A 20,215-nucleotide genomic window follows, 5' to 3' on the forward strand; every position below is an offset into this window, starting at 1 on the left:
GGTGAAGCGATGAGAACGTTACCAGCGGGCGGCGCGGAGTCGAAATCGAGGGTGGGTGCCGGCGTCGGGCCGGCTCAACGCGCGGCCAGCACCGCCTGGGCGGCGTTGTGCCCGCCCAGCCCCGACACGGCGCCGCCACGACGGCTGCCGGACCCGCAGAGCAGGACCTGGTCGACACCGGTGGCCACGCCCCACTGCTGGGCGGGGGTGTCGAGCCGGGCCCGGTTGGGCGCCCAGGGCCAGTCGAGGTCGCCGTGGAAGATGTGTCCGCCGGGCATGGCCAGGTCGGCCTCGATGTCCTGGGGGATCTTGGCCTCGATGCACGGGTTGCCCTCGGCGTCGCGGGCCACGACCGACGAGATCGGCTCGACCAGGTGCTCGTCGAGCGCCGCGAGCGCGCGCTCGACGGCCAGCTGCTTGGTGGCCGCGGCGTCGCGCTCGAAGAGGGTCGCGGGGGTGTGCAGGCCGAAGTAGGTCATCGTGTGCGTGCCCGGGGCCGCCGACCCCAGGATCGAGGGGTCGCTCAGCGAGTGGCAGTAGACCTCGCCCGGCATCTGGGTCGGCACGCGGCCGGCGGCGGCGTCGGCGTAGGCCCGCTCGATCTGCGAGTAGTCCTCGGCGAGGTGCAGGGTGCCGGCGAACGCCTCCTCGGGGTCGACGCCCGAGCGCAGTCGCGGCAGGCGCTCGAGGAGCAGGTTGATCTTGAGCTGGGCGCCCACCGGCTTGGAGGCGGGGTCCTCGCCCTCGCCGAGCAGGATGCGCAGCACCCAGGGCGCCACGTTGGCCAGCACCGTGTCGGCCGTCAGGGTCAGCGGCCCCGCGCCGTTGTGGACGTCGACCTCGGCGGGCCCGCCCTCGCCGGGCCGGATCGCCGACACGCCGGCCGAGGTGAGGACCTCGGCGCCGGCGCCGACCGCCGAACGGGCCAGGGCGTCGGTGACCGCGCCCATCCCGCCGACCGGCACCCGCCACTCGCCGGTGCCGTTGCCGATCAGGTGGTAGAGGAAGCACCGGTTCTGCACGAGCGACGGGTCGTGCAGCGAGGCGAAGGTGCCGATCAGGGCGTCGGTGCCGACGACGCCGCGCACGGTGTCGTCGTGGAAGCGGCGCTCGATGGCCTCGGCCAGCGGCCGCTCGACGACGTCGCGCCAGATCGTGGGGTCGACCTGCTCGCGCAGGTCGCGCTCGTGGGGCAGCGGGGAGAGCAGCGTCGGGGCGACGGCCTCGGCGAGGCGGCCCACACCGGCGTAGAAGTCGCACCAGGCGGCGTACTCGTCGTCGCCGCCGGTCAGGTCGCGGAAGGAGCGGGCGGTCTCCTCGCCCTCGGGGCGCTGGACCATCAGCCCGCCGGGCGTGCCCCCGCGCAGGGTGGGGGTGTACGACGCCGTGCGGCGCGAGGCGAGCCGCACGTCGAGGTCGAGGTCGCGCATCAGCTCGTCGGGCATGACCGAGACCAGGTAGGAGTAGCGCGAGAGCCGCACGTCGTGCCCGCTGAACGCGGGGGCGGAGACGGCGGCGCCCCCGGTGTGGTCGAGGCGCTCGAGCACCACCACCGAGAGCCCGGCCCGGGCGAGGTAGGCGGCGGCCGTGAGGCCGTTGTGTCCGCCGCCGACCACGGCGACGTCGTAGTGGCTGCGAGAGGGGGTGGCGGGGCTCATCGGGACAACCTAGACGAGCCGGGGACCGCCGGGCCCCGCCCGGGTGGGTCCGCGCCCGGGGCCGGTCCGGGAGCCCGGCCCGTCCCGCCTCGTCCGTTCGGGTGGGACAAATGACCGGTGTCGGTCATGGGCGCGCCACGCCGCAGGTGCCACGATGTCCGGGCGCGACGGGGGAGTCGCCACCGACCTGGGAGGGGACGGCGTGCCGACGAGCCCGAGCGTCACCGGCTGGACCAGCCGCTGGCAGGTCCGCGTCGCCGCGCTGCTGGCCCTGATCGTCGTGCTCGGCCTCGGCGCGGTGCGCGCCTCGTCGGCCGACGGGCACGTGATCGGCATCTGGCCGGTCGGCGCCGCGACCGGGGTGCTGGTGCTCGCCCCGCGCCGCCGTGCACCGGTGCTGCTCGCCGTGGTGCTGGTGCTGGCGCTGCTGACGCTCTCGGTGGCGCACCGTCCGCCGGCGGTGGTCGTCGGCTACGCCGTGACGATCGCGGTGGAGACGTGGGTGGTCGCCCGGCTCCTGCTGGCCGGCGGTGAGGGCGCGTGGCGGCTGCGCACCGACGCCGACCTGCGCCGCTACCTGGGCGCCTGCCTGCTCGGAGGGCTGCTGGCCCTCGTCGGCGGTGCGCTGACCTCGGCGGTCGCCGGCTTCGGCGACCCGGGCTTCGTGGGGCTGGCCCTCGGTGCCTCGCACGTCGCCTCGCAGCTGGCACTGACCCCGTTGTGGGCGCGGCTGCCCACGCACGGCTCGATCGCGCGGCGTCCCGAGCAGGTGCTGCAGTGGAGCGTGCTGCTGGTCGTCGCACCCGCCGTCCTCGTGCCCCAGATGGTGCCCTCGGTGGTCTTCGTGCTGGTCCCGCTGCTGGCGTGGAGCGCGCTGCGGGTCAGCCCGCGGGCGGCCCTGGCGCAGATGGTCGCGGTGCTCGCCTTCGCGGTGCTGATGACCACGGCCGACCGCGGCCCCTTCGCCGACGTCCCGGTCCTGCTCGACCTGCCGCGCGACGTGCGCGCCGTCCTGCTCGCCGCGTTCGCCGCCACCTGTGCCCTGATCGTGGTGCCGCTGCTGCTGCGCGTGGGGGAGAGCGTCGAGGCCGCCCGCGCCGCAGCCGCCGAGCGCGACACCCTGGACCGCATCGTGCGCAGCGCCACTGGGATGGCCATCGTCGGTGCCGACCGGGACGGTCGCATCACGCTCTTCAACCCGGGGGCCGAGCGGCTGCTGGGCTGGTCGGCCGCCGAGGTCATGGGCTGCTCGACACAGGTCCTGCACACGCCCGCGCAGATCACCGCCAAGGCACGCGAGCTCGGGGTCGCCGACGACTTCGCAGCCGTGTCGGCGCGGATGATGGAGCCCGACATGGCCGGCGGCGACATCGGCTTCGTGCGCAAGGACGGGGTCGAGCGCACCCACTCGATGACCCTGGGGCGCATCACCGATGAGGCGGGCCGCGTGCTGGGCTACGTGAGCACCTCCGAGGACGTCACCGACCGCGTCGCCGCCGAGGAGGCGCTGCGCGACGCCCTCGCCCGGATGCAGGAGGTCGATGCCGTCAAGGACGCCTTCGTCTCGAGCGTCAGCCACGAGCTGCGCACCCCCATCACCAGCATCCAGGGCTACCTCGAGCTGCTCGACGACGGCTCGTTCGGCGAGCTGACGCCCCCGCAGCGCACGGCGGTCACGAAGGTCGCGGCCAACAGCGGGCGGCTGCTGACCCTCATCGACGACCTGCTGACCCTCTCGCGGGTCCAGGAGGACGGGCTCGGCCTCGACGACAAGGTGCTCGACCTCGGCGAGGTCGTGCGCACCGGCTGCGCGGTGGTGGCGCCGGGCGGCGACCGCGCCGGGGTGGCGCTGAGCGTCGAGGCGCCGGGGGAGCCGGTGCCGTTCCTGGGCAACCGCGACATGCTCGAGCGGGTCGTGATCAACCTGGTGGGCAACGCGGTCAAGTTCACCCCGCGGGGCGGCCGGGCCGACGTGGCGCTGCGACACGACGCCCGGGGCAGCGTCCTCACCGTCTCCGACACAGGGATCGGCATCCCGCTGGCCGAGCAGGAGCGGCTCTTCACCCGGTTCTTCCGCTCCTCGCTGGCGCAGGCGCAGGCCATCCCGGGCAGCGGCCTGGGGCTCTCCATCGCCCACTCGGTGGTCACCCAGCACGGCGGCACGCTGCGGGCGGAGTCGGAGCCCGGGGCCGGTGCCACCTTCGTCGTCGAGCTGCCGGCGATGGTCTGACGAGGAATATCAAGTATTCAACTACCGTTGGAACCGGTGTCCCCGTCCCTGTACCCGAAGCGAGGTGGGCCCCGTGCCTGCGATCACCGTCGACGACCTCACCACCCTGGCCCGCCTGCGCCCGCCGGGGCTCGGCGACCAGCCGCGCCCGGTGCTCCAGGTCAACACCGCGCCGCAGGGCCACGAGGGCGAGGGGTTCCCGGTGCGCCGGGCCTTCGCCGGCATCGACCTGGCGCTCCTCGACCCGTTCATCATGATGGACCAGATGGGCGAGGTGGAGTACGCGCCCGGAGAGCCCCGGGGCACCGCCTGGCACCCGCACCGCGGCTTCGAGACCGTCACCTACATGATCGACGGCGTCTTCGACCACCGCGACTCCCACGGGGGCGGCGGCTCCATCACCAACGGCGACACCCAGTGGATGACCGCGGGCTCCGGCCTGCTGCACATCGAGACCCCGCCCGAGTGGCTGGTGCAGTCGGGCGGCCTCTTCCACGGCATCCAGCTGTGGGTGAACCTGCCGCGCGAGGCCAAGATGAGCGACCCGCGCTACCAGGACATCCGCTCCGGGGAGGTGCGGCTGCTCTCGACCCCCGACGCCGGGGCCCTGGTGCGGGTCATCGCCGGCACCGTCGACGGGCACGCCGGCCCGGGGGCGACGTACACGCCCATGAGCCTGGTGCACGCCACCGTCGAGCCCGGGGCACGTCTGGACCTGCCCTGGGACGTCGAGCACAACGCACTGGTCTACGTGCTCAGCGGCCAGGGCACGGTCGGGGTCGAGGGGCGCCCGGTGCGCACCGGCCAGACCGCCGTGCTCGGCGCCGGCGACTACCTCAGCGTCAGCGCCGACGCCCGCCAGGACAGCCGCACGCCGGCCCTCGACGTGGTCGTGCTCGGTGGGCGGCCGATCCGCGAGGCGCTCGCCTGGGCGGGGCCGTTCGTGATGAACACCCGCGCCGAGGTGATGGAGGCCTACCAGGACTTCCAGAGCGGGCGCTTCGGGCACATCCCTGCCTGAGCCCCGTCAGTCGAGGCGCTTGGCGAAGAACGCCTGGGCGTAGGGGTTGTCGTTGTAGCGCTCGACGCGGTCGTAGCCGGCCCGGTCGTAGAGCGCCAGCGCCTCACCGAGCGTGAGGTGGGTGTCGAGCAGCACCCGACGGTGCCCCAGCTCGCGCGCCAGGTCCTCCAGCGCGCCCAGCAGCAGCCGACCCAGTCCGCTGCCCCGGGCCGACGGATCGACCCACATCCGCTTCACCTCGGCGGTCGGGACGTCGTCGGTGCTGGGCAGCGCGCGCACCCCGCCGACGCCCACCGCGTCGACGGCGCCGTCAGCGCCGTGGTCGGTGCCGGGGTCGGTACCGGGGCGCAGCGCCAGCAGGTAGTGCCCGCCGGGGTCGACGAGGTCGGCCTCGGTGACGGCGAAACCACCGGGGAAGCGGGCGTCGAGCTCGCCGACGTACCGGCGTACCGCTGCCACGACCCGGGGGTCGTCGTGGTCGGCGCGCTGGAGGGTGACGGGAGGCGGGGGCACCCACGCAGCCTAGGTGGCGGGTGCGGACGTGCGTCGGGCCCCTGCTCCGCACGAGTGCGGGGCAGGGGCCCGACGGCAGTGGGGTGAACGACGGGGCTTGAACCCGCGACCCCCGCGACCACAACGCGGTGCTCTACCAGCTGAGCTACGCCCACCATGATCCGGCCGTGGCCGGAACGACGCAGAGTCTAGGGCACACGACCCGGCGGTGCAGAATCGGGCTCGTACGCCGGGCGGGTGCGGCTCAGGAGGGCTCGCCGAGACCCGTGATCGAGCCCCCGTGGCGCTGCGCCACCTCCTTGGCGCTCGCGCTGTCGGGGCCGGGGGCGGGCACGAAGACCGCCTCGCGGTAGTAGCGCAGCTCCTCGATGCTCTCCTGGATGTCGGCCAGCGCGCGGTGGTTGCCGCGCTTCTCAGGGGCGGCGAAGTAGGCGCGCGGGTACCAGCGGCGCGAGAGCTCCTTGATGGAGGAGACGTCGACGATGCGGTAGTGCAGGAACGACTCGAGAGCGGGCATGTCGCGGGCCAGGAAGGCCCGGTCGGTCGCCACGGTGTTGCCGGCCAGCGGCGGGCGGCTGCCGTCGGCGCAGTGCTCCTTGATGTAGGCCAGCACCTTCTCCTCGGCCTCGGCGAGGCTCACGCCCTGCTCGAGCTCGACGAGCAGGCCGGACTTCTCGTGCATCTCGCGCACGAAGGGGATCATCTGCTCCAGCGCCTCGGCGGGCGGCTTGACGATGATGTCGACGCCCTCGCCCAGCACGTTGAGGTCGAAGTCGGTGACCAGGGCGGCGACCTCGATCAGGGCGTCGGCGCCCAGGTCCAGGCCGGTCATCTCGCAGTCGATCCACACCAGTCGGTCACTCATGGGGCCACACCCTACGCGCGCCGCCGCCCGCCACCGGGTCCCTCTCCCGGTGCCTCGGGTCGGGCCCTCTCTCAGTGCGCGCTCAGCCGGCTCTCCTAGGCTCGGGGCGTGAGCACCGCGGCCAAGGAGTGGATCGGGCTGGTGGCACGCCTGCTGACCGGCGGGGTCTGGATCGTCGCCGGCGCGGTGAAGCTGCCCGACCCCTACGAGTCGGTCGCCGCCGTGCGCGCCTACGACCTGCTGCCCGAGGCGGTCGTGCCCACCGTGGGCCAGCTGCTGCCGGTCGTCGAGGTGGTCATCGGCCTGGCCCTGGTGCTGGGCCTGCTGACCCGGGGCGCCTCGGTGGTCTCGGCGGTCCTCTTCGTCGCGTTCATCATCGGCATCGCCTCGGTGTGGGCGCGTGGCATGACCATCGACTGCGGCTGCTTCGGTGGTGGCGGCACCGACCCCGACGCGGCCTCGAAGTACCCCTGGGAGATCGCCCGCGACACCGCCCTGCTGGCGGCCTCGGTCTACCTCGTCGCCTGGCCGCGCACCCGGTGGGCCGTCGACAACCTCTTCTGGGCGCCCCGACCCGGCCCGGACACCAGCCCCGACCACGCTGAGCCCGACCACGCTGAGCCCAGCGACCTGACCCACGAGGGAGAACGATGAGCAAGAGCAAGGCCAAGGCAGCCGACCGCGCAGCCGAGCGCGCCGCCCGCGCCCAGCAGGCACGCGCTGAGCAGGAGCGCGCCGAGCGGCGCCGCAAGATGCTCTCGGTGGGCGGCGTGGTCCTGGCGATGGTGCTGATCATCGGGGTCGGCTTCCTCATCCAGCGCGACCGCGACACCAGCACCGACGTGGCCGCCCCCGCAGCCGGCCAGGGGGAGTACGGCGTCGTCGTCGGCCCGACCGACGCACCCCACGACATCGTGATCTACGAGGACTTCCTCTGCCCGTTCTGCGGCGCGCTCGAGGCGGAGTCGAGCGCCGACCTGGCGCGGCTCGCCGAGGAGGGCAAGGTGACCGTCGAGTACCGGCCCTTCAACCTGCTCTCCCGCATCGGCGACTACTCGCAGCGCGCAACCAACGCCTTCGCGGTCGTGCTCGAGGAGTCCGGTCCCGAGGTCGCCAAGCAGTTCCACGACCTGCTCTTCGAGAACCAGCCCTCCGAGAGCGGCCCGTTCCCCTCCGACGCCGACCTGGTGGAGCTTGCCGTCGAGGCCGGCGCCGAGGAGGACGCGGTCGCCGAGGGGATCGAGTCGGGTGCTCGCAACGACTGGGTCGAGGAGGCCACGCAGGCCGCCCAGGACGCCGGGGTGCGGGGCACCCCGACCGTGCTGCTCGACGGCGAGCCCGTCAACGGCGGGTCCGTCGAGGAGATCGCGGCCGCCCTGGTCGCGGGTGTGGAGTGAGCGCGCTCGAGGCGTTCGTCGCCGGTCTGCCCAAGGCCGAGCTGCACGTGCACCACGTCGGCTCGGCCTCCCCGCAGATCGTCTCCGAGCTCGCGACCCGCCACCCGGGCGTGGTGCCCGCCGACCTCGACGAGCTCCGGCGCTTCTTCGAGTTCCGCGACTTCGCGCACTTCATCGACGTCTACCTCGCCGTGGTCGACCTGGTGCGCACCCCCGAGGACGTGCGCTACCTGACCTACGAGGTGGCGCGGGAGATGGCCACCACCCAGCAGGTCCGCTACGCCGAGCTCACCTGCACGCCGTACACCTCGGTGCGCCCGCACGAGAGCGGCGTGGGGATGGCGGTCGAGGCCTACACCGAGGCGCTCGAGGACGCCCGGGTCGCCGCCGAGCGCGACTTCGGCCTGGTGCTGCGCTGGATCTACGACATCCCCGGCGAGGCCGGGCTGCCGGCCGCGGAGAAGACCCTCGAGTACGCGCTCGAGCACCGCACCGACGCCCTGGTCGGCTTCGGGCTCGGCGGCCCCGAGATCGGCGTGCCGCGCCCGCAGTTCCAGCCCTACTTCGACGCCGCCCGGGCCGCCGGCCTGCGCAGCGTCCCGCACGCGGGGGAGACGACCGGCCCGCAGACGGTGTGGGACGCGCTGCACCTGCTGGGTGCCGAGCGCATCGGGCACGGCACCTCGGCGGCCCAGGACCCCGAGCTGCTGGCCCACCTGGCGCGGACCGGGGTGCCGCTGGAGGTCTGCCCCTCCTCCAACATCGCGACCCGGGCGGTGGCCACGCTCGACGAGCACCCGATCCGCGCCTTCCGCGACGCCGGGGTCACGGTGACCGTGCACTCCGACGACCCGCCGATGTTCGGCACCACCCTCAACAACGAGTACGTGATCGCCGCCGACCTGCTCGACCTTGACGAGGAGGGGCTGCGCGACCTGGCCCGCGCCTCGGTGCACGCCTCCTTCGCGCCCGCCGACGTCGCCCGGCGGCTGCTCGACGAGATCGACGGCTACACCGGCTGACGCAGGGCCTCGTCGGCGCCGTCGCTCGGTCCTTCCGGGGCGGCGGCGCTGACCACGAGGTGCTCCACCGCGACGGTGAAGTGCGCCAGCATCGGCCCCGAGAGCGCGGGCGGGTCACCGGGGGAGAGGGCGCGCAGCTGGCTGGCGTGGGCCCGGATGGCGGCCAGCTTGGTCTCGAGCACCTCGGGGTCGAGGTCGAGGCGCACCATCTGCTCCCAGGGGGCCTCCTCGGGCCCGCTGAGGCGCCACATCAGCAGGGGGTACTCCACCAGGCGCGCGCCGCTGAGCAGGGCCACCTCCGCCGCGGCGCGGCCGGCCGCCTCGTGGTCGGGGTGCCCGTCGTGGCGCCAGGGGGCGACCAGCAGCGTGCGCTCGCCGTCACCGACGATGTCGCGCAGCGCGACGACCATCTGGTCCTCGACGTCGGCCGCGCCGCCGTCGGGGGCGCCCAGGAACACCACGGGGGTGCCGGGGGCGAGCAGGGCGACCGCCGCCTCCATCTCGGCCAGCCGCTCGGTGGCCAGCGCGTGGCGCGTCATCTCCCGGCCGGGCGGGTGCGAGGCCTCGCCGGCGGTGAGCAGCACGACGTACACGTCGAGGCCGGCGCGGTGCGCGGTGGCGATCAGGCCGCCGACACCCAGGCTCTCGTCGTCGGGGTGCGCCGAGACGACGACCAGCCGGTTCACGCCGTCGGGGCCGCCGTCGAGCTCCAGGGGCGGGACCTGCCCCCACGCCGGATGCTGCTGCCACGTCTTCGACAAGGCCTACCCCCACGGTCGTTGGGGCCGAGAGTAGGTAAAGGCCTTGCTCCGCGCATCCTCCTCGGGGGTGAACTTCCCTATCCTGGGCCCATGCCAGCCCAGGGCGCGCCCGTGCGGGTCGCGATCGTCAACGACCACCCGATCGTGGTGGCCGGGGTCGCGGCGGTGCTCGAGCCGTACGCCGACCGGGTGCGCGTCGTCGAGATCGTCGCGGGGGCCGAGGTGCTCTCCGAGGTCGAGGTGATCCTCTACGACACCTTCGGGCAGGACCAGGGTGACGGCGTCGACCTGCCCACCCTGGTCGACCACGGCCGGGCCCGGGTCGCGGTCTTCAGCTGGAACACCGAGCCCGAGGTGGTCGAGCGGGCGCTGGCCCTCGGCGCCAGCGGCTACCTGTCCAAGCAGGTGACCGGGCAGGAGATGGCCTGGGCGCTGCAGCAGATCGCCGCCGGCGTGGTGCTGCGGCCCGAGGACGTCGGCGACTGCACCCTGCCGGAGGTCGGCTCCTGGCCCGGGCGCGAGCGCGGGCTGACCGCGCGCGAGGCCGAGGTGCTCGCCCTGATCTGCGCCGGGCTGTCCAACCAGGAGATCGCCGAGCGCACCTACCTGTCGATCAACTCGGTGAAGACCTACATCCGCACCGCCTACCGCAAGATCGGCGCCGGCTCGCGCTCGCAGGCCGTGGCCTGGGCGATGCAGAACGGGTTCCGCCCCGAGCGCGTGCGCGTCCTGCGACCCTCGGCGCAGGATCCGCGCAGCGGCTGACCCGGCACCCGGAGGTGCCGGCGCCGCGACGAGCGCCCCCGGCAGGACTCGAACCTGCGACCGGCGGATTAGAAGGCCGCTGCTCTATCCAGCTGAGCTACGGAGGCGGGGGATCGGGGGCGGTCCGGCACGACGTCCGGGAGGACGACGAGGCTCCGGGCGTGAGCCCCGACCCGGGGCACAGTATGCCTCAGGCCGTCCGTCGGCTCCCCGGCCTCCGCGTCGCGCGGGCACGGACCCGCACCGGCCGTCGGCGTGGCGGCCACGCAAGGGTGGGATCGGGGCCGGCCGAGCAGGGGTAGCGTGTGCACCCCTGTCGGGAGGAGAGCCACCGTGGTCGAGTCGTACGAGTTCCTGTCGCTGGTCCCGCCGCTGCTCGCCATCGGTCTCGTGGTGGCCACCCGCAAGGTCCTGCTCAGCCTGGGTCTGGGGGTGCTCAGCGCCGCGTTCCTCGTGGCCGACGGGTCGCCCTGGGAGACCGTCAGGCTGGTCGCGACCGCCTTCGCCGAGATCTTCTGGGTCGACGGGGGCCTCAACACCACCTACGTCTACATCCTGGTCTTCACCCTGACCCTGGGCGTGATCACCGCGTTCATCCTGATGTCGGGCGGCACCAAGGCGTTCGCCGACTGGGCCCACGAGCGCATCAAGACCCGGCGCGGCGCGGTGCTGCTGCCTGCCCTGCTCGGCATGGCGATCTTCATCGACGACTACTTCAACGCCCTGACCGTCGGCCAGGTCACCCGCCCGGTGACCGACCGGCACCGGGTCTCGCGGGCCAAGCTGACCTACCTGGTCGACTCCACGTCGGCGCCGGTGGCGGTCCTGGTCCCGTTCTCCAGCTGGGGCGCCTACATCCTCGGCGTCATCGCGCCGATCATGGACGAGTCCTCGCTGAGCATGAGCGACGTGAGCGCGTTCCTGCGGGCCGCCGGCGCCAACTACTACGCCTACGCGGCGCTGCTCATGGTCGCGCTGGTGGTCCTGCTGGGCGTCGACATCGGCCCGATGCGCCGCGAGGAGCGCCGGGCCCTGGTCGAGGGGGAGACCTACGACCGCAGCGACGACATCCCCGGGCAGCTGTCCGAGGACCTGCCCACCCACCGTCCCGGCGCCAAGCGCGCCCTGGTGGTGCCCTTCGGGCTGCTCGTGCTCGGGGTGCTCGGCGGCATCGCGGTCACCGGACGGATGGGGGCCGGCTCCTGGTCGCCCATCGACATCCTCGCCGAGACCGACGTGACGCTCTCACTGCTCGTCGGAGGCTTCCTGGGGCTGGCGGGCTCGCTCTACTACTACGCGCGCGACACCTCGTCGAACCCCAAGTTCGGCGCCAGCACCTTCGGCCGCGGCTGGGCCGAGGGCATCCGGTCGATGTGGCCGGCGGTGAGCATCCTGCTGCTGGCCTGGATGCTCGGCTCGCTGATCGCCGCCCTCGGCACCGGCGAGTTCCTCGGCGGCCTGGTCGAGGACTCCTCGATCTCCCCGTCGTGGCTGGTCCCGACGGTCTTCCTCATCGCCGGCGCGATGGCGTTCGCGACCGGCACCTCGTGGGGCTCCTTCGGCCTCCTGCTGCCGATCGCCGGCGGCATCGTCAACGCCGTGGACGCCCCCGAGCTGCTGCTGCCGGCGCTGGGTGCGGTGCTGGCCGGTGCCGTGGCCGGCGACCACGCCTCGCCGATCTCCGACACCACGATCCTCAGCTCCACCGGAGCGGGCTGCAACGTGATCACCCACGTGACCACCCAGCTGCCGTACGTCGTCATCTCGGTCGTCGCCGCGACGCTCGGCTACGTGACGGTCGCCCTCGCCGGCTCGGTGCTGCTCGGGCTCGGCGTCACGCTGGGCGTCGGCGCGCTCGTCCTGCTGACCGCGCACCGCCTGGCCGGCCCGCTCGAGGACGACATCGACGCGGCCGACGTGACGCAACCGTCCACGCCGTGAAGGCCTGCAGGACGCGTAAAGATCGCTAGGCTCCTGCTGTGGACGGGTCCGGGGAGTGGCGCTTCCTGGTCGTCGACGACCAGGAGGACATCCGCGACATCATGGTCCGGATGCTCACCCGCCTCGGGCACGTCGCCGACGAGGCCGCCGACGGCCAGTTCGCCGTCGAGGCGCTGGCCGCGTCGACGTACGACGTGATGCTGCTGGACCTGTCGATGCCTCGGATGAGCGGCGAGGACGTCGTGCGCTGGCTGCGCGAGCACCCCGACGTGGCCCCCGGCCTGCGGGTCGTGGTCGTCAGCGCCTGGGCGGGCGACAAGCGACCGGTGCTGCACGAGCTCGGCGTCGACGCCGTGCTGCCCAAGCCGTTCCGCAAGCAGCAGCTGCTCGACCTGCTCGACGAGCTCGCGCAGCCGCGCTGAGCCCACCGGAGCGCTCGATTCCGTGGTCGGGGTGAGCCCGGCCTCACTAGGATGAGGCCAGCCGCAGGGACGGGAGGGTCCAGGCGGTCGTTCTCGGGACCTCCGAGGACCCACTCTAGGGAGGGAGCACACCGATGTTGAAGCTGATCCAGAAGCGTCGTGCCGCACGCCAGGTCTCGGCGTTCTACATGTGGCGTCCGGGCCGCTGACCGCGACCCGACGCCGGACGGCAGGCGGATGACGTCTGTCCTCGAGCGCGGCACCGAGCAGGCCGACGGCCGGCTCGGTGCCGTGCTGCGTGCGGTGGGTCGCCCGCAGCCGGTGGCGCTGGGCCGCCACGGGCCCTGGGTGGTCACCACCCTCGAGCACGCGCGCTCGGTCCTCACCGACCCGGGCGCCTTCGACTTCCCGGTCGACGTGAGCCGTCGCTCCCTGCCCCGGGGACAGGAGCGCGACCGCGACGCCGGCTTCGTGCCGCTGCCCCGCGCCCGGACGGCGGTCGCCGCCGACGTCCTCGTCGACGAGCTGCGCGCGGCCGTCCGATCGGGCGCGGGCGCCGAGCACGACGCCATGCGGCTGCTGCGCCGTCCGGTCGCCCGCGCCACGGCCGCGGCGGTCCTCGACGGCGTCGCCGACCCCGAGCGCGACGCGGTCGCCGACGCCGTGCTCGCCTGGATCGACGCGCTGGCCCCGGTCATCGCGGCCGTGCGCCCCCCGTCTCGCTGGTCGCGGGTACGCCGCCACGAGGACGCGGCGCGCACCCGCCTCGAGTCGCTGCTCCGGGCCCTCGACGACCCGGAGCCGGCGCGCACGGCCACCATGCTGGCGGCCGGCACCCAGGTCCCCATCGCCGCCGGGGCGTGGCTGCTGGTGGCGCTGGCCGAGCGACCCGCGCTGCAGCAGCGGCTCGGCACCGGTGACCTCGAGCCGTCCTCGGTCGTCTGGGAGGTGCTGCGGCTGGCCCCGCCGACCTGGGTCACCGCCCGGGTCGCCCGTCGCGCCGTCGTGCTCGGGGGCGAGCGGGTGCCCGAGGGCGGGGTGGTGCTGGTCAGCCCCCTGCTGCTGGGTCGGCTCGCCGAGCTCGTGCCGGCCCACGAGCAGGAGTCCGGCGACACCCGAGGTGCCTTCGCCCCCGACCGGTGGCAGGACCCGCACGCCCGGCCCGGGGCCTGGCTGCCCTTCGGTGCCGGCCCGCACGCCTGCCCGGGCCGCAGCGTGGGCCTGGCCCAGCTGGTCGCGCTCATCACGTGGGCCGGTGGCGTGCACCTCGAGCTGGCCGCACCGGTACGCCTGGACCAGTCCCGCGGTATCTTTCCGCGACCGGCACGGTTGGCCGTCACGGCCCGCGACGAGGTGGAGGGGTGAGCAGCACGATGGAGCCCGCCCTCCAGGAGGTCGCCGAGGATGCCCGGCCCAGCGCCTTCGGCGTCCGCCTGGCCCAGCAGGTGCTCCTGGCCGAGACCGAGCTCGTCGCGGCGCTCGAGCAGCTGGCCGAGGTCGTCCTGGAGGACCCGCGCGTCGAGGTGCTCGCGGTCGCCCTGACCACCTTCAGCCCCACCGACCCCGAGCAGTGGTTCCACCTGGGGGAGCGTGCCTGGCTGCGCCAGTGGCAGCGCCCCGGCGCCCGGTGCACCGTGCTGCCCGGAGGCGCCCGCGACGCGCAGGACGCGCTCACCATGCCGTGGCTCTCCCAGCGCTCGCGGCGCGAGGCAGTCGTGGTGCGCGACGCCGAGCTGCTCCCGCCCGAGGCCGCCCAGGACGCCCGCGAGATGGCGCGCTGCCACGTGCGCGCCACCGTCAGCACCGCGATGCTCTCCGGCGGCTCCATGTTCGGCTCACTCTCGGTGGGCAGCGAGCAGCCGGGGGACTGGTCCGAGACGCTGGTGGCCGACCTGCGCCTGCTCAGCGCCGCCTTCACCGCACGGATGGCCGTGCAGGCCGCGGAGCGCTCGCTGGCCGACGCGATCGTGCGCGGCGACCAGGCCAGCGCGGTGCAGCAGCAGTTCTTCGCCGCCACCGGCCACGAGCTGCGCACCCCGATCAGCGCCGTGCTGGGCTACGCCGAGGTGCTCCAGAACGACGCCGAGGACCTCGAGGGCGTGCTCGACCCCGAGCAGCTGGCCGAGTTCGTCACCCAGGTCCGCAAGGACACCGGGGTCATCGTGAGCGCCGGCGAGCAGCTGCTCGCCATCGTCGAGGACCTGCTGAGCACCGCGCGCCTGCTCGGCGACGGGAGCCGCGGCCCGGTCGTGGTCTCCGAGGCCGTCCAGGACGTCGCCCACTGGGTCCGTACGCCGGCCGCGACCGCCGGGGTGGAAGTGACCTGCGCGATCGAGCCGGACCTCGCGGTCGAGGCGACCGCCTCGGGCGTGCGCCAGGTCCTCACCAACCTCGTCGGCAACGCCGTGGCCCACAACCGCCCCGGCGGCACGGTCACGGTCACCGCCGCCCGCACCCGCGGGGAGGCCGGCGAGCCCCGGGTGCGGATCAGCGTCAAGGACACCGGCCCGGGGCTCACCCAGCGCCAGCTCGACCAGGTCTTCGAGCCGTTCGTGCGCTTCGCGGAGGCAGGCGTGCGCGGCACAGGCCTGGGCCTGTCGTTGGCGCGCTCGGTCGCCGAGCGCGACGGCGGCTGGCTCGGCGTCGACTCGCGCCCCGGCGAGGGGTCGACCTTCTGGGTCGACCTGCCCGCCCCGCCCGACTGAGCAGCGGCTGCGCCGCTGGTCGGGCGGTGACGAGCCCCAGCGATGAGCGTCGTCGAGATCCCGGTGAGAACCGCGGTCGCCGTACGTCGTGTGGTCGCTGGGTTTCGGCGACGCTCGAGCCTTCGGCCCTCGCTGCTCAACCAACGGTGGGGCGACGCCGACCCGGCTGGTTCGAACGGGCCGACTCGGCGTACAGGAGCGCGGTCGTCGTACGCCGTGTGGTCGCGCCCGTTGGTCGAGCAGTGACGAGCGCCAGCGAGGAGCGTCGTCGAGACCTGGTGAGGTGCGCGGTCGCCGTACGTCGTGTGGTCGCTGCCCGTTGGTCGAGCAGTGACGAGCGCCAGCGAGGAGCGTCGTCGAGACCCCGGTGAGAACCGCGGTCGCCGTACGCCGTGGGGTCACCGGGTTTCGGCGACGCTCGAGCCTTCGGCCCTCGCTGCTCAACCAACGCTGGGGCCCTCGCTGCTCAACCCACGGTGTGGGGGCGGGTCCTAGAGGCGGGCGCCCATCCAGGCCTCGACGTCGTCGGCGCTGCGGGGGAGGGCGGCGGAGAGGTTGCGGTGCCCGTCGGCGGTGACCAGGACGTCGTCCTCGATGCGGACGCCGATGCCGCGCAGCTCCTCGGGCACCAGCAGGTCGTCCTCCTGGAAGTACAGGCCCGGCTCGACGGTCAGGACCATGCCCTCGGCCAGGGTGCCCTTGGCGTAGGACTCCGGGGCCGCGGCGCCGCAGTCGTGCACGTCCATGCCGAGCATGTGGCTGGTGCCGTGCAGGGTCCACCGGGCGTAGACCTTGCTGTCGGGGTCGAGGGCCTGCGCCGCGGGGACCGGCAGGAGCCCCATGTCCTCGAGCCCGTGGGCCAGCACCGTCATCGAGGCCGTGTGCACGTCGGCGAAGGGGGTCCCCGGGCGCACGGCCTGGATGCCGGCCTCCTGCGCGGCCAGGACCAGGTCGTAGAGCTCGCGCTGGGCGCCGGTGTAGGTGCCGTCGACCGGCAGCGTGCGGGTGACGTCGGCGGTGTAGAGGTTGTGGCCCTCCACGCCCATGTCGAGCAGGACCAGCTCGCCGGGGGTGATCGCGCCGGAGTTCTCGATCCAGTGCAGCGTGGTCGCGTGCTTGCCGCCGCCGACGATCGAGTCGTAGCCGATGTCGTTGCCCATGGCCCGGGCCCGGCGGAAGAAGGTGCCCTCGATCCAGCGCTCGCCGTACTTGAGCACGTTGGCCCAGTCGGAGACCGAGTCCTCGAAGCCCAGGGTGGTGGCGTCGCAGGCGGCCTGCAGCTCGGCGACCTCCCAATCGTCCTTGACCAGGCGCATCTCCGAGGCCACCCGCGCGAGCTCGCCGTCGAGGCCGGCGTCGCCGCCGACCAGCCGGTCGACCTGGGCGGACACGCCGCGGTGCACCCGGGTCTTGGGGGAGCTGACCGCGAGGTCCTCGGCGAGCCGGTCGACGTGGCGCACCTCGATGCCCAGGGAGTCGGAGATCTCGCGGGCCGAGGGGCGGCGACCCGCCCACAGCTCGCCGTACTGGCGGTCGCGGAAGAACTCGTCGCTCTCGCGCGAGGAGCGCGGACGGGCGTAGAGCACGGCCTCGCCGTCGGTCATGACCAGCACCGCGTCGGAGGTCAGGTTGCCGGTGAAGTAGGTGTGCGCGGTGTCGCTGCGGAAGCGGTAGTCGGTGTCGTTGGCCCGCACCTTGTAGGTGCCGGCCGGCAGCACCAGCCGCTCACCGGGGAAGGCCTCGACGAGGCGGGCGCGGCGCTGGGCGGCGAGGTCGGCCACCGGGTGGCGCGGCAGGTCGAGCTCGCGCTCGCCCCAGCCGGTGCGCATGAACTCCGAGTAGGCCGCGGGCACGGCCGGGTCGTGCGACTCGGTCTTGGGCTCGGCGGACTCCGGGGTGCTCTGCTCGCTCATGCACGCCATGCTACGTGCCGACCCGTCGAGCGTCGGTGCCGCTCGACGCCGCCACCGACGCCGCCACCCGGGCCTGCCGATAGGCTCTGCTGCCATGGTGCCGGCCCGTCGTGACAACGTCGCCTTCACCGTCGTCGTCACCGCCCTGGTCGTGCTCGGTGCGCTGCCGATCCTGCTGGTCATCGCCCTGTCCGGCGGCCCCGGCTCGCTGGTGCTCGCCACGGGTCTCGCGGCCCTGCCGGTGGGGCCGCTGGTGGCCTGCTACCTGTGGCTCGACCGGTACGAGCCCGAGCCGCGCTCGCTGCTGCTGCTGGGCCTGCTGTGGGGTGGTTTCGTGGCCACCGCCGCGGCCCTGCTCGTGCAGGGCGTCGGCGGCTTCTTCGTCGGGGTGACCGAGGCCGCCAGCCTCGCCGTGGTCGCCCCCGTGACCGAGGAGCTCTCCAAGGGCGCGTTCCTGGTGCTGCTGCTGTGGTGGCGCCGCGCCGAGCTGGACGGGGTCCTCGACGGCATCGTGTACGCCGGCATGGTCGGCATCGGCTTCGCCTTCGTCGAGAACATCCTCTACCTCGCCGCCGCCTACAACGGCACCGACGGGATGGGTCCCGGCGGCACCGAGGCGCTGACCGCCACCTTCGTGGTGCGCTGCCTCTTCAGCCCCTTCGCCCACCCGTTCTTCACCACCTTCATCGGCATCGGCGTCGGCCTGGCGGTGGGCTCGCGCTCCCCGGCGGTACGGGTGCTGGCGCCGCTGGGGGGCTACGTGCTGGCCGTCCTGGCCCACGGGCTGTGGAACGGCTCGACCATCTTCGGGGTCGGCAGCTTCGTGGTGGTCTACCTCGTGCTGATGTTCCCGGCGCTGGTCGGGCTCTTCGCGATCGCCGTGTGGGCGCGCCGCTCGGAGCGCACGATGCTGGCCGCCGCCCTCGGCGACGCGGCGCAGCGCGGTCTGCTGCCCGCCACCGACATCGGCTGGGTCGTCGACCTCGGGGCGCGTCGCCGGGCTCGCCGCCACGCCCGCCAGGCGGGTGGTGCCGCGGGCGAGGCTGCCATGCGTGACTACCAGCAAGCGGTGATCGAGCTCGGATTCCTGCATCATCGCTACCTGCGGGGCACCCCTCCGCCAGACTTCGCACTCCGAGGACAGCACTACGTCGCGCGTATCCGCGCCGTACGACCGTCCATCGCCTTCCCCGGACAGGTGGTTCCGACCCGATGACAGCCCCGCACGACGCCAGCCCCGACGGCCCCAGCGGCCCGAGCGGGGTCGACGACGCGCAGATGCTCACCGCGCTGGTGCGCCTGCGCGGCGCCCTCCAGGCCGCGACCCTGCCGCTCGACCTGCCCGGGGTCGAGGAGGTGCGCACCTCGCACCAGGAGATGGTCGACCAGCTCGAGGACTACGTGATCCCGCGGGTCATGACGATCGACGCGCCGCTGCTGACCGTCGTGGGCGGCTCGACCGGCGCCGGCAAGTCGACCCTGGTCAACTCGCTCGTGGGCCGTCGCGTCACCGAGCCGGGGGTGCTGCGCCCGACCACGCGCTCGCCGGTGCTGGTGCACCACCCCGACGACGGGCACTGGTTCGGCCAGGACCGGCTGCTGCCCGACCTGCGCCGGGTCGAGCACTCGACCAACGACCCCGACGCGCTCCAGCTGGTGGCCTCCGACACCGTCCCGCAGGGCCTGGCCGTCCTCGACGCCCCCGACGTCGACTCGGTCGAGGAGCGCAACCGCACCCTGGCCGCCCAGCTGCTCGCGGCCGCCGACCTGTGGCTCTTCGTCACCTCGGCCGCCCGGTACGCCGACCAGGTGCCTTGGGGCTTCCTCAAGCAGGCCGCCGACCGCTCGACGGCCGTCGCGGTCGTGCTCGACCGCACCGCGCCCGACGCGGTGCAGACCGTGTCGACCCACCTCGCCCGGATGCTGGCCTCGCGCGGGCTCAAGGACTCCCCGCTCTTCGTGGTCAACGAGGGGCCGGTCGACGAGGCGGGGCTGCTGCCGCCCGGTCACGTCGCCGACGTGCGCGGCTGGCTGGAGTCGCTGGCCGCCGACGCCGGCGCCCGGGCCGCGGTGGTCAAGCAGACCCTCGACGGCGCGGTCCGCAGCATCACCCACCACGTGCACCCCGTCGCCGACGCCGCGGCCGTGCAGGTCGACACCGCGGCCACGCTGCGCCACGAGGCGGAGCGGGCCTACGAGCGCGCCGCGGCCGACGCGGTCAAGGCGACCGCCGACGGCACCCTGCTGCGCGGCGAGGTGCTCGCCCGCTGGCAGGAGTTCGTCGGCACCGGCGAACTGCTGAAGTCGCTGGAGAACCGGGTCGGCTGGCTGCGCGACCGCGTGGTCAACGCCGTCAAGGGCAAGCCCCAGCAGGCCGAGCGGGTCACCGTCGCGGTCGAGTCGGGCCTCGAGCTGCTCATCCTCGAGCACGCCGAGCAGGCCGCCGAGCGGGCCGAGGCCGCCTGGCAGCAGCACGCCGCCGGCGTCGGCCTCCTGGCCCAGGCCGGGCCCGACATCGGCCGGGCCTCGCGCGACCTGCGCCGGCGGGCCGAGCGCGCCGTGCGCGAGTGGCAGGGCGACGTGCTCGAGCTGGTCAAGGCCGAGGGCGCCGACAAGCGCTCCACCGCGCGGTTCCTGGCCTTCGGCGTCAACGGGCTCTCGGTCGCGCTGATGGTGGTCGTCTTCACCCACACCGCCGGCCTGACCGGGGCCGAGGCCGGGATCGCGGGCGGCTCGGCCGCCCTGGGCCAGAAGCTCCTCGAGGCGGTCTTCGGCGACCAGGCGGTGCGCGGACTGGCCGAGCGGGCCCGGCGGATGCTCGAGGAGCGCATCACCGGGCTCCTCGACGCCGAGCGCCGGCGCTTCACCGACCTGGTCGACGCGCTGGGCCTGGCACCAGACGCCGCCGAGCAGCTGCGCCAGGCCGCGCGCCGCGTCGACGACGTCCGCTTCGCCGCCGCACCCAAGCCGGGTCGGCCCTGACCACGAGACTGCCGGCGCGG

17 protein-coding genes and 2 tRNA genes are annotated in these 20,215 nt (G+C 74.0%); 12 read left to right on the forward strand and 7 right to left on the reverse strand.

All coding sequences use genetic code 11. The features are described 5' to 3' along the window. Positions 1 to 74: 74 nt before the first annotated feature. On the reverse strand, positions 75 to 1,658 hold the full coding sequence (locus H0S66_RS13210) for a phytoene desaturase family protein (protein ID WP_179615791.1): 1,584 nt from the start codon (positions 1,656 to 1,658) through the stop codon (positions 75 to 77). Positions 1,659 to 1,860: 202 nt separating this feature from the next. On the opposite strand from H0S66_RS13210, the gene H0S66_RS13215 reads away from it, so the two are divergent. Both H0S66_RS13215 and H0S66_RS13220 read left to right on the forward strand, forming a co-directional pair. Continuing rightward, entirely contained in the window at positions 1,861 to 3,888 is a 2,028-nt protein-coding gene (locus tag H0S66_RS13215) for an ATP-binding protein (protein WP_179615792.1), read from the forward strand. A gap of 73 nt (positions 3,889 to 3,961) precedes the next feature. Further along, entirely contained in the window at positions 3,962 to 4,909 is a 948-nt protein-coding gene (locus H0S66_RS13220; RefSeq protein ID WP_179615793.1) for a pirin family protein, read from the forward strand. Between the two features lie 6 nt (positions 4,910 to 4,915). On the opposite strand, the gene H0S66_RS13225 is transcribed toward H0S66_RS13220, so the two are convergent. The 3 genes from H0S66_RS13225 to orn all read right to left on the reverse strand — a co-directional run bounded on the left by H0S66_RS13225 (position 4,916) and on the right by orn (position 6,287). Then, on the reverse strand, positions 4,916 to 5,422 hold the full coding sequence (locus H0S66_RS13225) for a GNAT family N-acetyltransferase (RefSeq protein WP_179615794.1): 507 nt from the start codon (positions 5,420 to 5,422) through the stop codon (positions 4,916 to 4,918). A 79-nt stretch (positions 5,423 to 5,501) separates the two neighbouring features. Continuing rightward, positions 5,502 to 5,577: transfer RNA gene (locus tag H0S66_RS13230), tRNA-His, on the reverse strand. 89 nt (positions 5,578 to 5,666) lie between these two features. Then, positions 5,667 to 6,287, reverse strand: coding sequence for an oligoribonuclease (gene orn / locus H0S66_RS13235; protein WP_179615795.1), 621 nt, complete (start codon positions 6,285 to 6,287; stop codon positions 5,667 to 5,669). A 108-nt stretch (positions 6,288 to 6,395) separates the two neighbouring features. Here orn and H0S66_RS13240 point away from each other — a divergent pair, with 108 nt between their 5' ends. Genes H0S66_RS13240 through H0S66_RS13250 form a run of 3 tightly spaced genes read left to right on the forward strand, consistent with a single transcriptional unit; the run spans position 6,396 to position 8,706 of the window. Beyond that, on the forward strand, positions 6,396 to 6,941 hold the full coding sequence (locus tag H0S66_RS13240) for a MauE/DoxX family redox-associated membrane protein (RefSeq protein WP_179615796.1): 546 nt from the start codon (positions 6,396 to 6,398) through the stop codon (positions 6,939 to 6,941). Further along, positions 6,938 to 7,684: a DsbA family protein gene (locus H0S66_RS13245; protein ID WP_179615797.1), complete on the forward strand. Its 747-nt coding sequence runs from the start codon at positions 6,938 to 6,940 to the stop codon at positions 7,682 to 7,684. Before H0S66_RS13240 ends, H0S66_RS13245 begins: the two co-directional genes overlap by 4 nt. Next, positions 7,681 to 8,706 (forward strand): adenosine deaminase, encoded by a 1,026-nt coding sequence (locus H0S66_RS13250; protein ID WP_179615798.1) that lies wholly within the window; start codon positions 7,681 to 7,683, stop codon positions 8,704 to 8,706. The genes H0S66_RS13245 and H0S66_RS13250 overlap by 4 nt, the downstream gene beginning before the upstream one ends. On the opposite strand, the gene H0S66_RS13255 is transcribed toward H0S66_RS13250, so the two are convergent. After that, positions 8,694 to 9,467: a PIG-L deacetylase family protein gene (locus H0S66_RS13255; protein WP_180923623.1), complete on the reverse strand. Its 774-nt coding sequence runs from the start codon at positions 9,465 to 9,467 to the stop codon at positions 8,694 to 8,696. The two genes, H0S66_RS13250 and H0S66_RS13255, sit on opposite strands and share 13 nt — an antisense overlap. 90 nt (positions 9,468 to 9,557) lie before the next feature. Between H0S66_RS13255 and H0S66_RS13260 the strand changes: the two genes are divergently transcribed. Then, a complete protein-coding gene (locus tag H0S66_RS13260; protein WP_179615800.1) occupies positions 9,558 to 10,232 on the forward strand; it encodes a response regulator transcription factor in 675 nt (224 codons plus the stop codon). 33 nt (positions 10,233 to 10,265) lie between these two features. Here the strand turns inward: H0S66_RS13260 and H0S66_RS13265 are convergent. After that, positions 10,266 to 10,339: transfer RNA gene (locus H0S66_RS13265), tRNA-Arg, on the reverse strand. Between the two features lie 226 nt (positions 10,340 to 10,565). Here H0S66_RS13265 and H0S66_RS13270 point away from each other — a divergent pair. The 4 genes from H0S66_RS13270 to H0S66_RS13285 all read left to right on the forward strand — a co-directional run bounded on the left by H0S66_RS13270 (position 10,566) and on the right by H0S66_RS13285 (position 15,300). Beyond that, positions 10,566 to 12,173: a Na+/H+ antiporter NhaC family protein gene (locus tag H0S66_RS13270; protein ID WP_179615801.1), complete on the forward strand. Its 1,608-nt coding sequence runs from the start codon at positions 10,566 to 10,568 to the stop codon at positions 12,171 to 12,173. 38 nt (positions 12,174 to 12,211) lie between these two features. Then, positions 12,212 to 12,595 carry a response regulator gene (locus H0S66_RS13275; RefSeq protein ID WP_179615802.1) on the forward strand — a complete coding sequence of 128 codons (384 nt, stop codon included), beginning with the start codon at positions 12,212 to 12,214 and terminating at the stop codon, positions 12,593 to 12,595. A gap of 237 nt (positions 12,596 to 12,832) precedes the next feature. Further along, entirely contained in the window at positions 12,833 to 13,960 is a 1,128-nt protein-coding gene (locus H0S66_RS13280) for a cytochrome P450 (RefSeq protein WP_179615803.1), read from the forward strand. Further along, positions 13,957 to 15,300 carry a sensor histidine kinase gene (locus H0S66_RS13285; RefSeq protein ID WP_179615804.1) on the forward strand — a complete coding sequence of 448 codons (1,344 nt, stop codon included), beginning with the start codon at positions 13,957 to 13,959 and terminating at the stop codon, positions 15,298 to 15,300. The genes H0S66_RS13280 and H0S66_RS13285 overlap by 4 nt, the downstream gene beginning before the upstream one ends. 491 nt (positions 15,301 to 15,791) lie before the next feature. On the opposite strand, the gene H0S66_RS13290 is transcribed toward H0S66_RS13285, so the two are convergent. Beyond that, positions 15,792 to 17,213 carry an aminopeptidase P family protein gene (locus tag H0S66_RS13290; RefSeq protein WP_179615805.1) on the reverse strand — a complete coding sequence of 474 codons (1,422 nt, stop codon included), beginning with the start codon at positions 17,211 to 17,213 and terminating at the stop codon, positions 15,792 to 15,794. A gap of 94 nt (positions 17,214 to 17,307) precedes the next feature. Here H0S66_RS13290 and H0S66_RS13295 point away from each other — a divergent pair, with 94 nt between their 5' ends. Together H0S66_RS13295 and H0S66_RS13300 are read left to right on the forward strand one after the other, a co-directional pair. Further along, the gene (locus H0S66_RS13295) at positions 17,308 to 18,429 is read left to right on the forward strand and encodes a PrsW family intramembrane metalloprotease (protein ID WP_179615806.1); all 1,122 of its coding nucleotides are present in this window, start codon (positions 17,308 to 17,310) and stop codon (positions 18,427 to 18,429) included. After that, positions 18,426 to 20,195, forward strand: a complete 1,770-nt coding sequence (locus H0S66_RS13300; RefSeq protein WP_246305145.1) for a dynamin family protein — start codon at positions 18,426 to 18,428, stop codon at positions 20,193 to 20,195. The genes H0S66_RS13295 and H0S66_RS13300 overlap by 4 nt, the downstream gene beginning before the upstream one ends. Positions 20,196 to 20,215 lie beyond the last annotated feature (20 nt).

Origin of the sequence: Nocardioides marinisabuli, from assembly GCF_013466785.1 — a bacterium.
In the GTDB taxonomy this organism is placed as follows: domain Bacteria; phylum Actinomycetota; class Actinomycetes; order Propionibacteriales; family Nocardioidaceae; genus Nocardioides; species Nocardioides marinisabuli.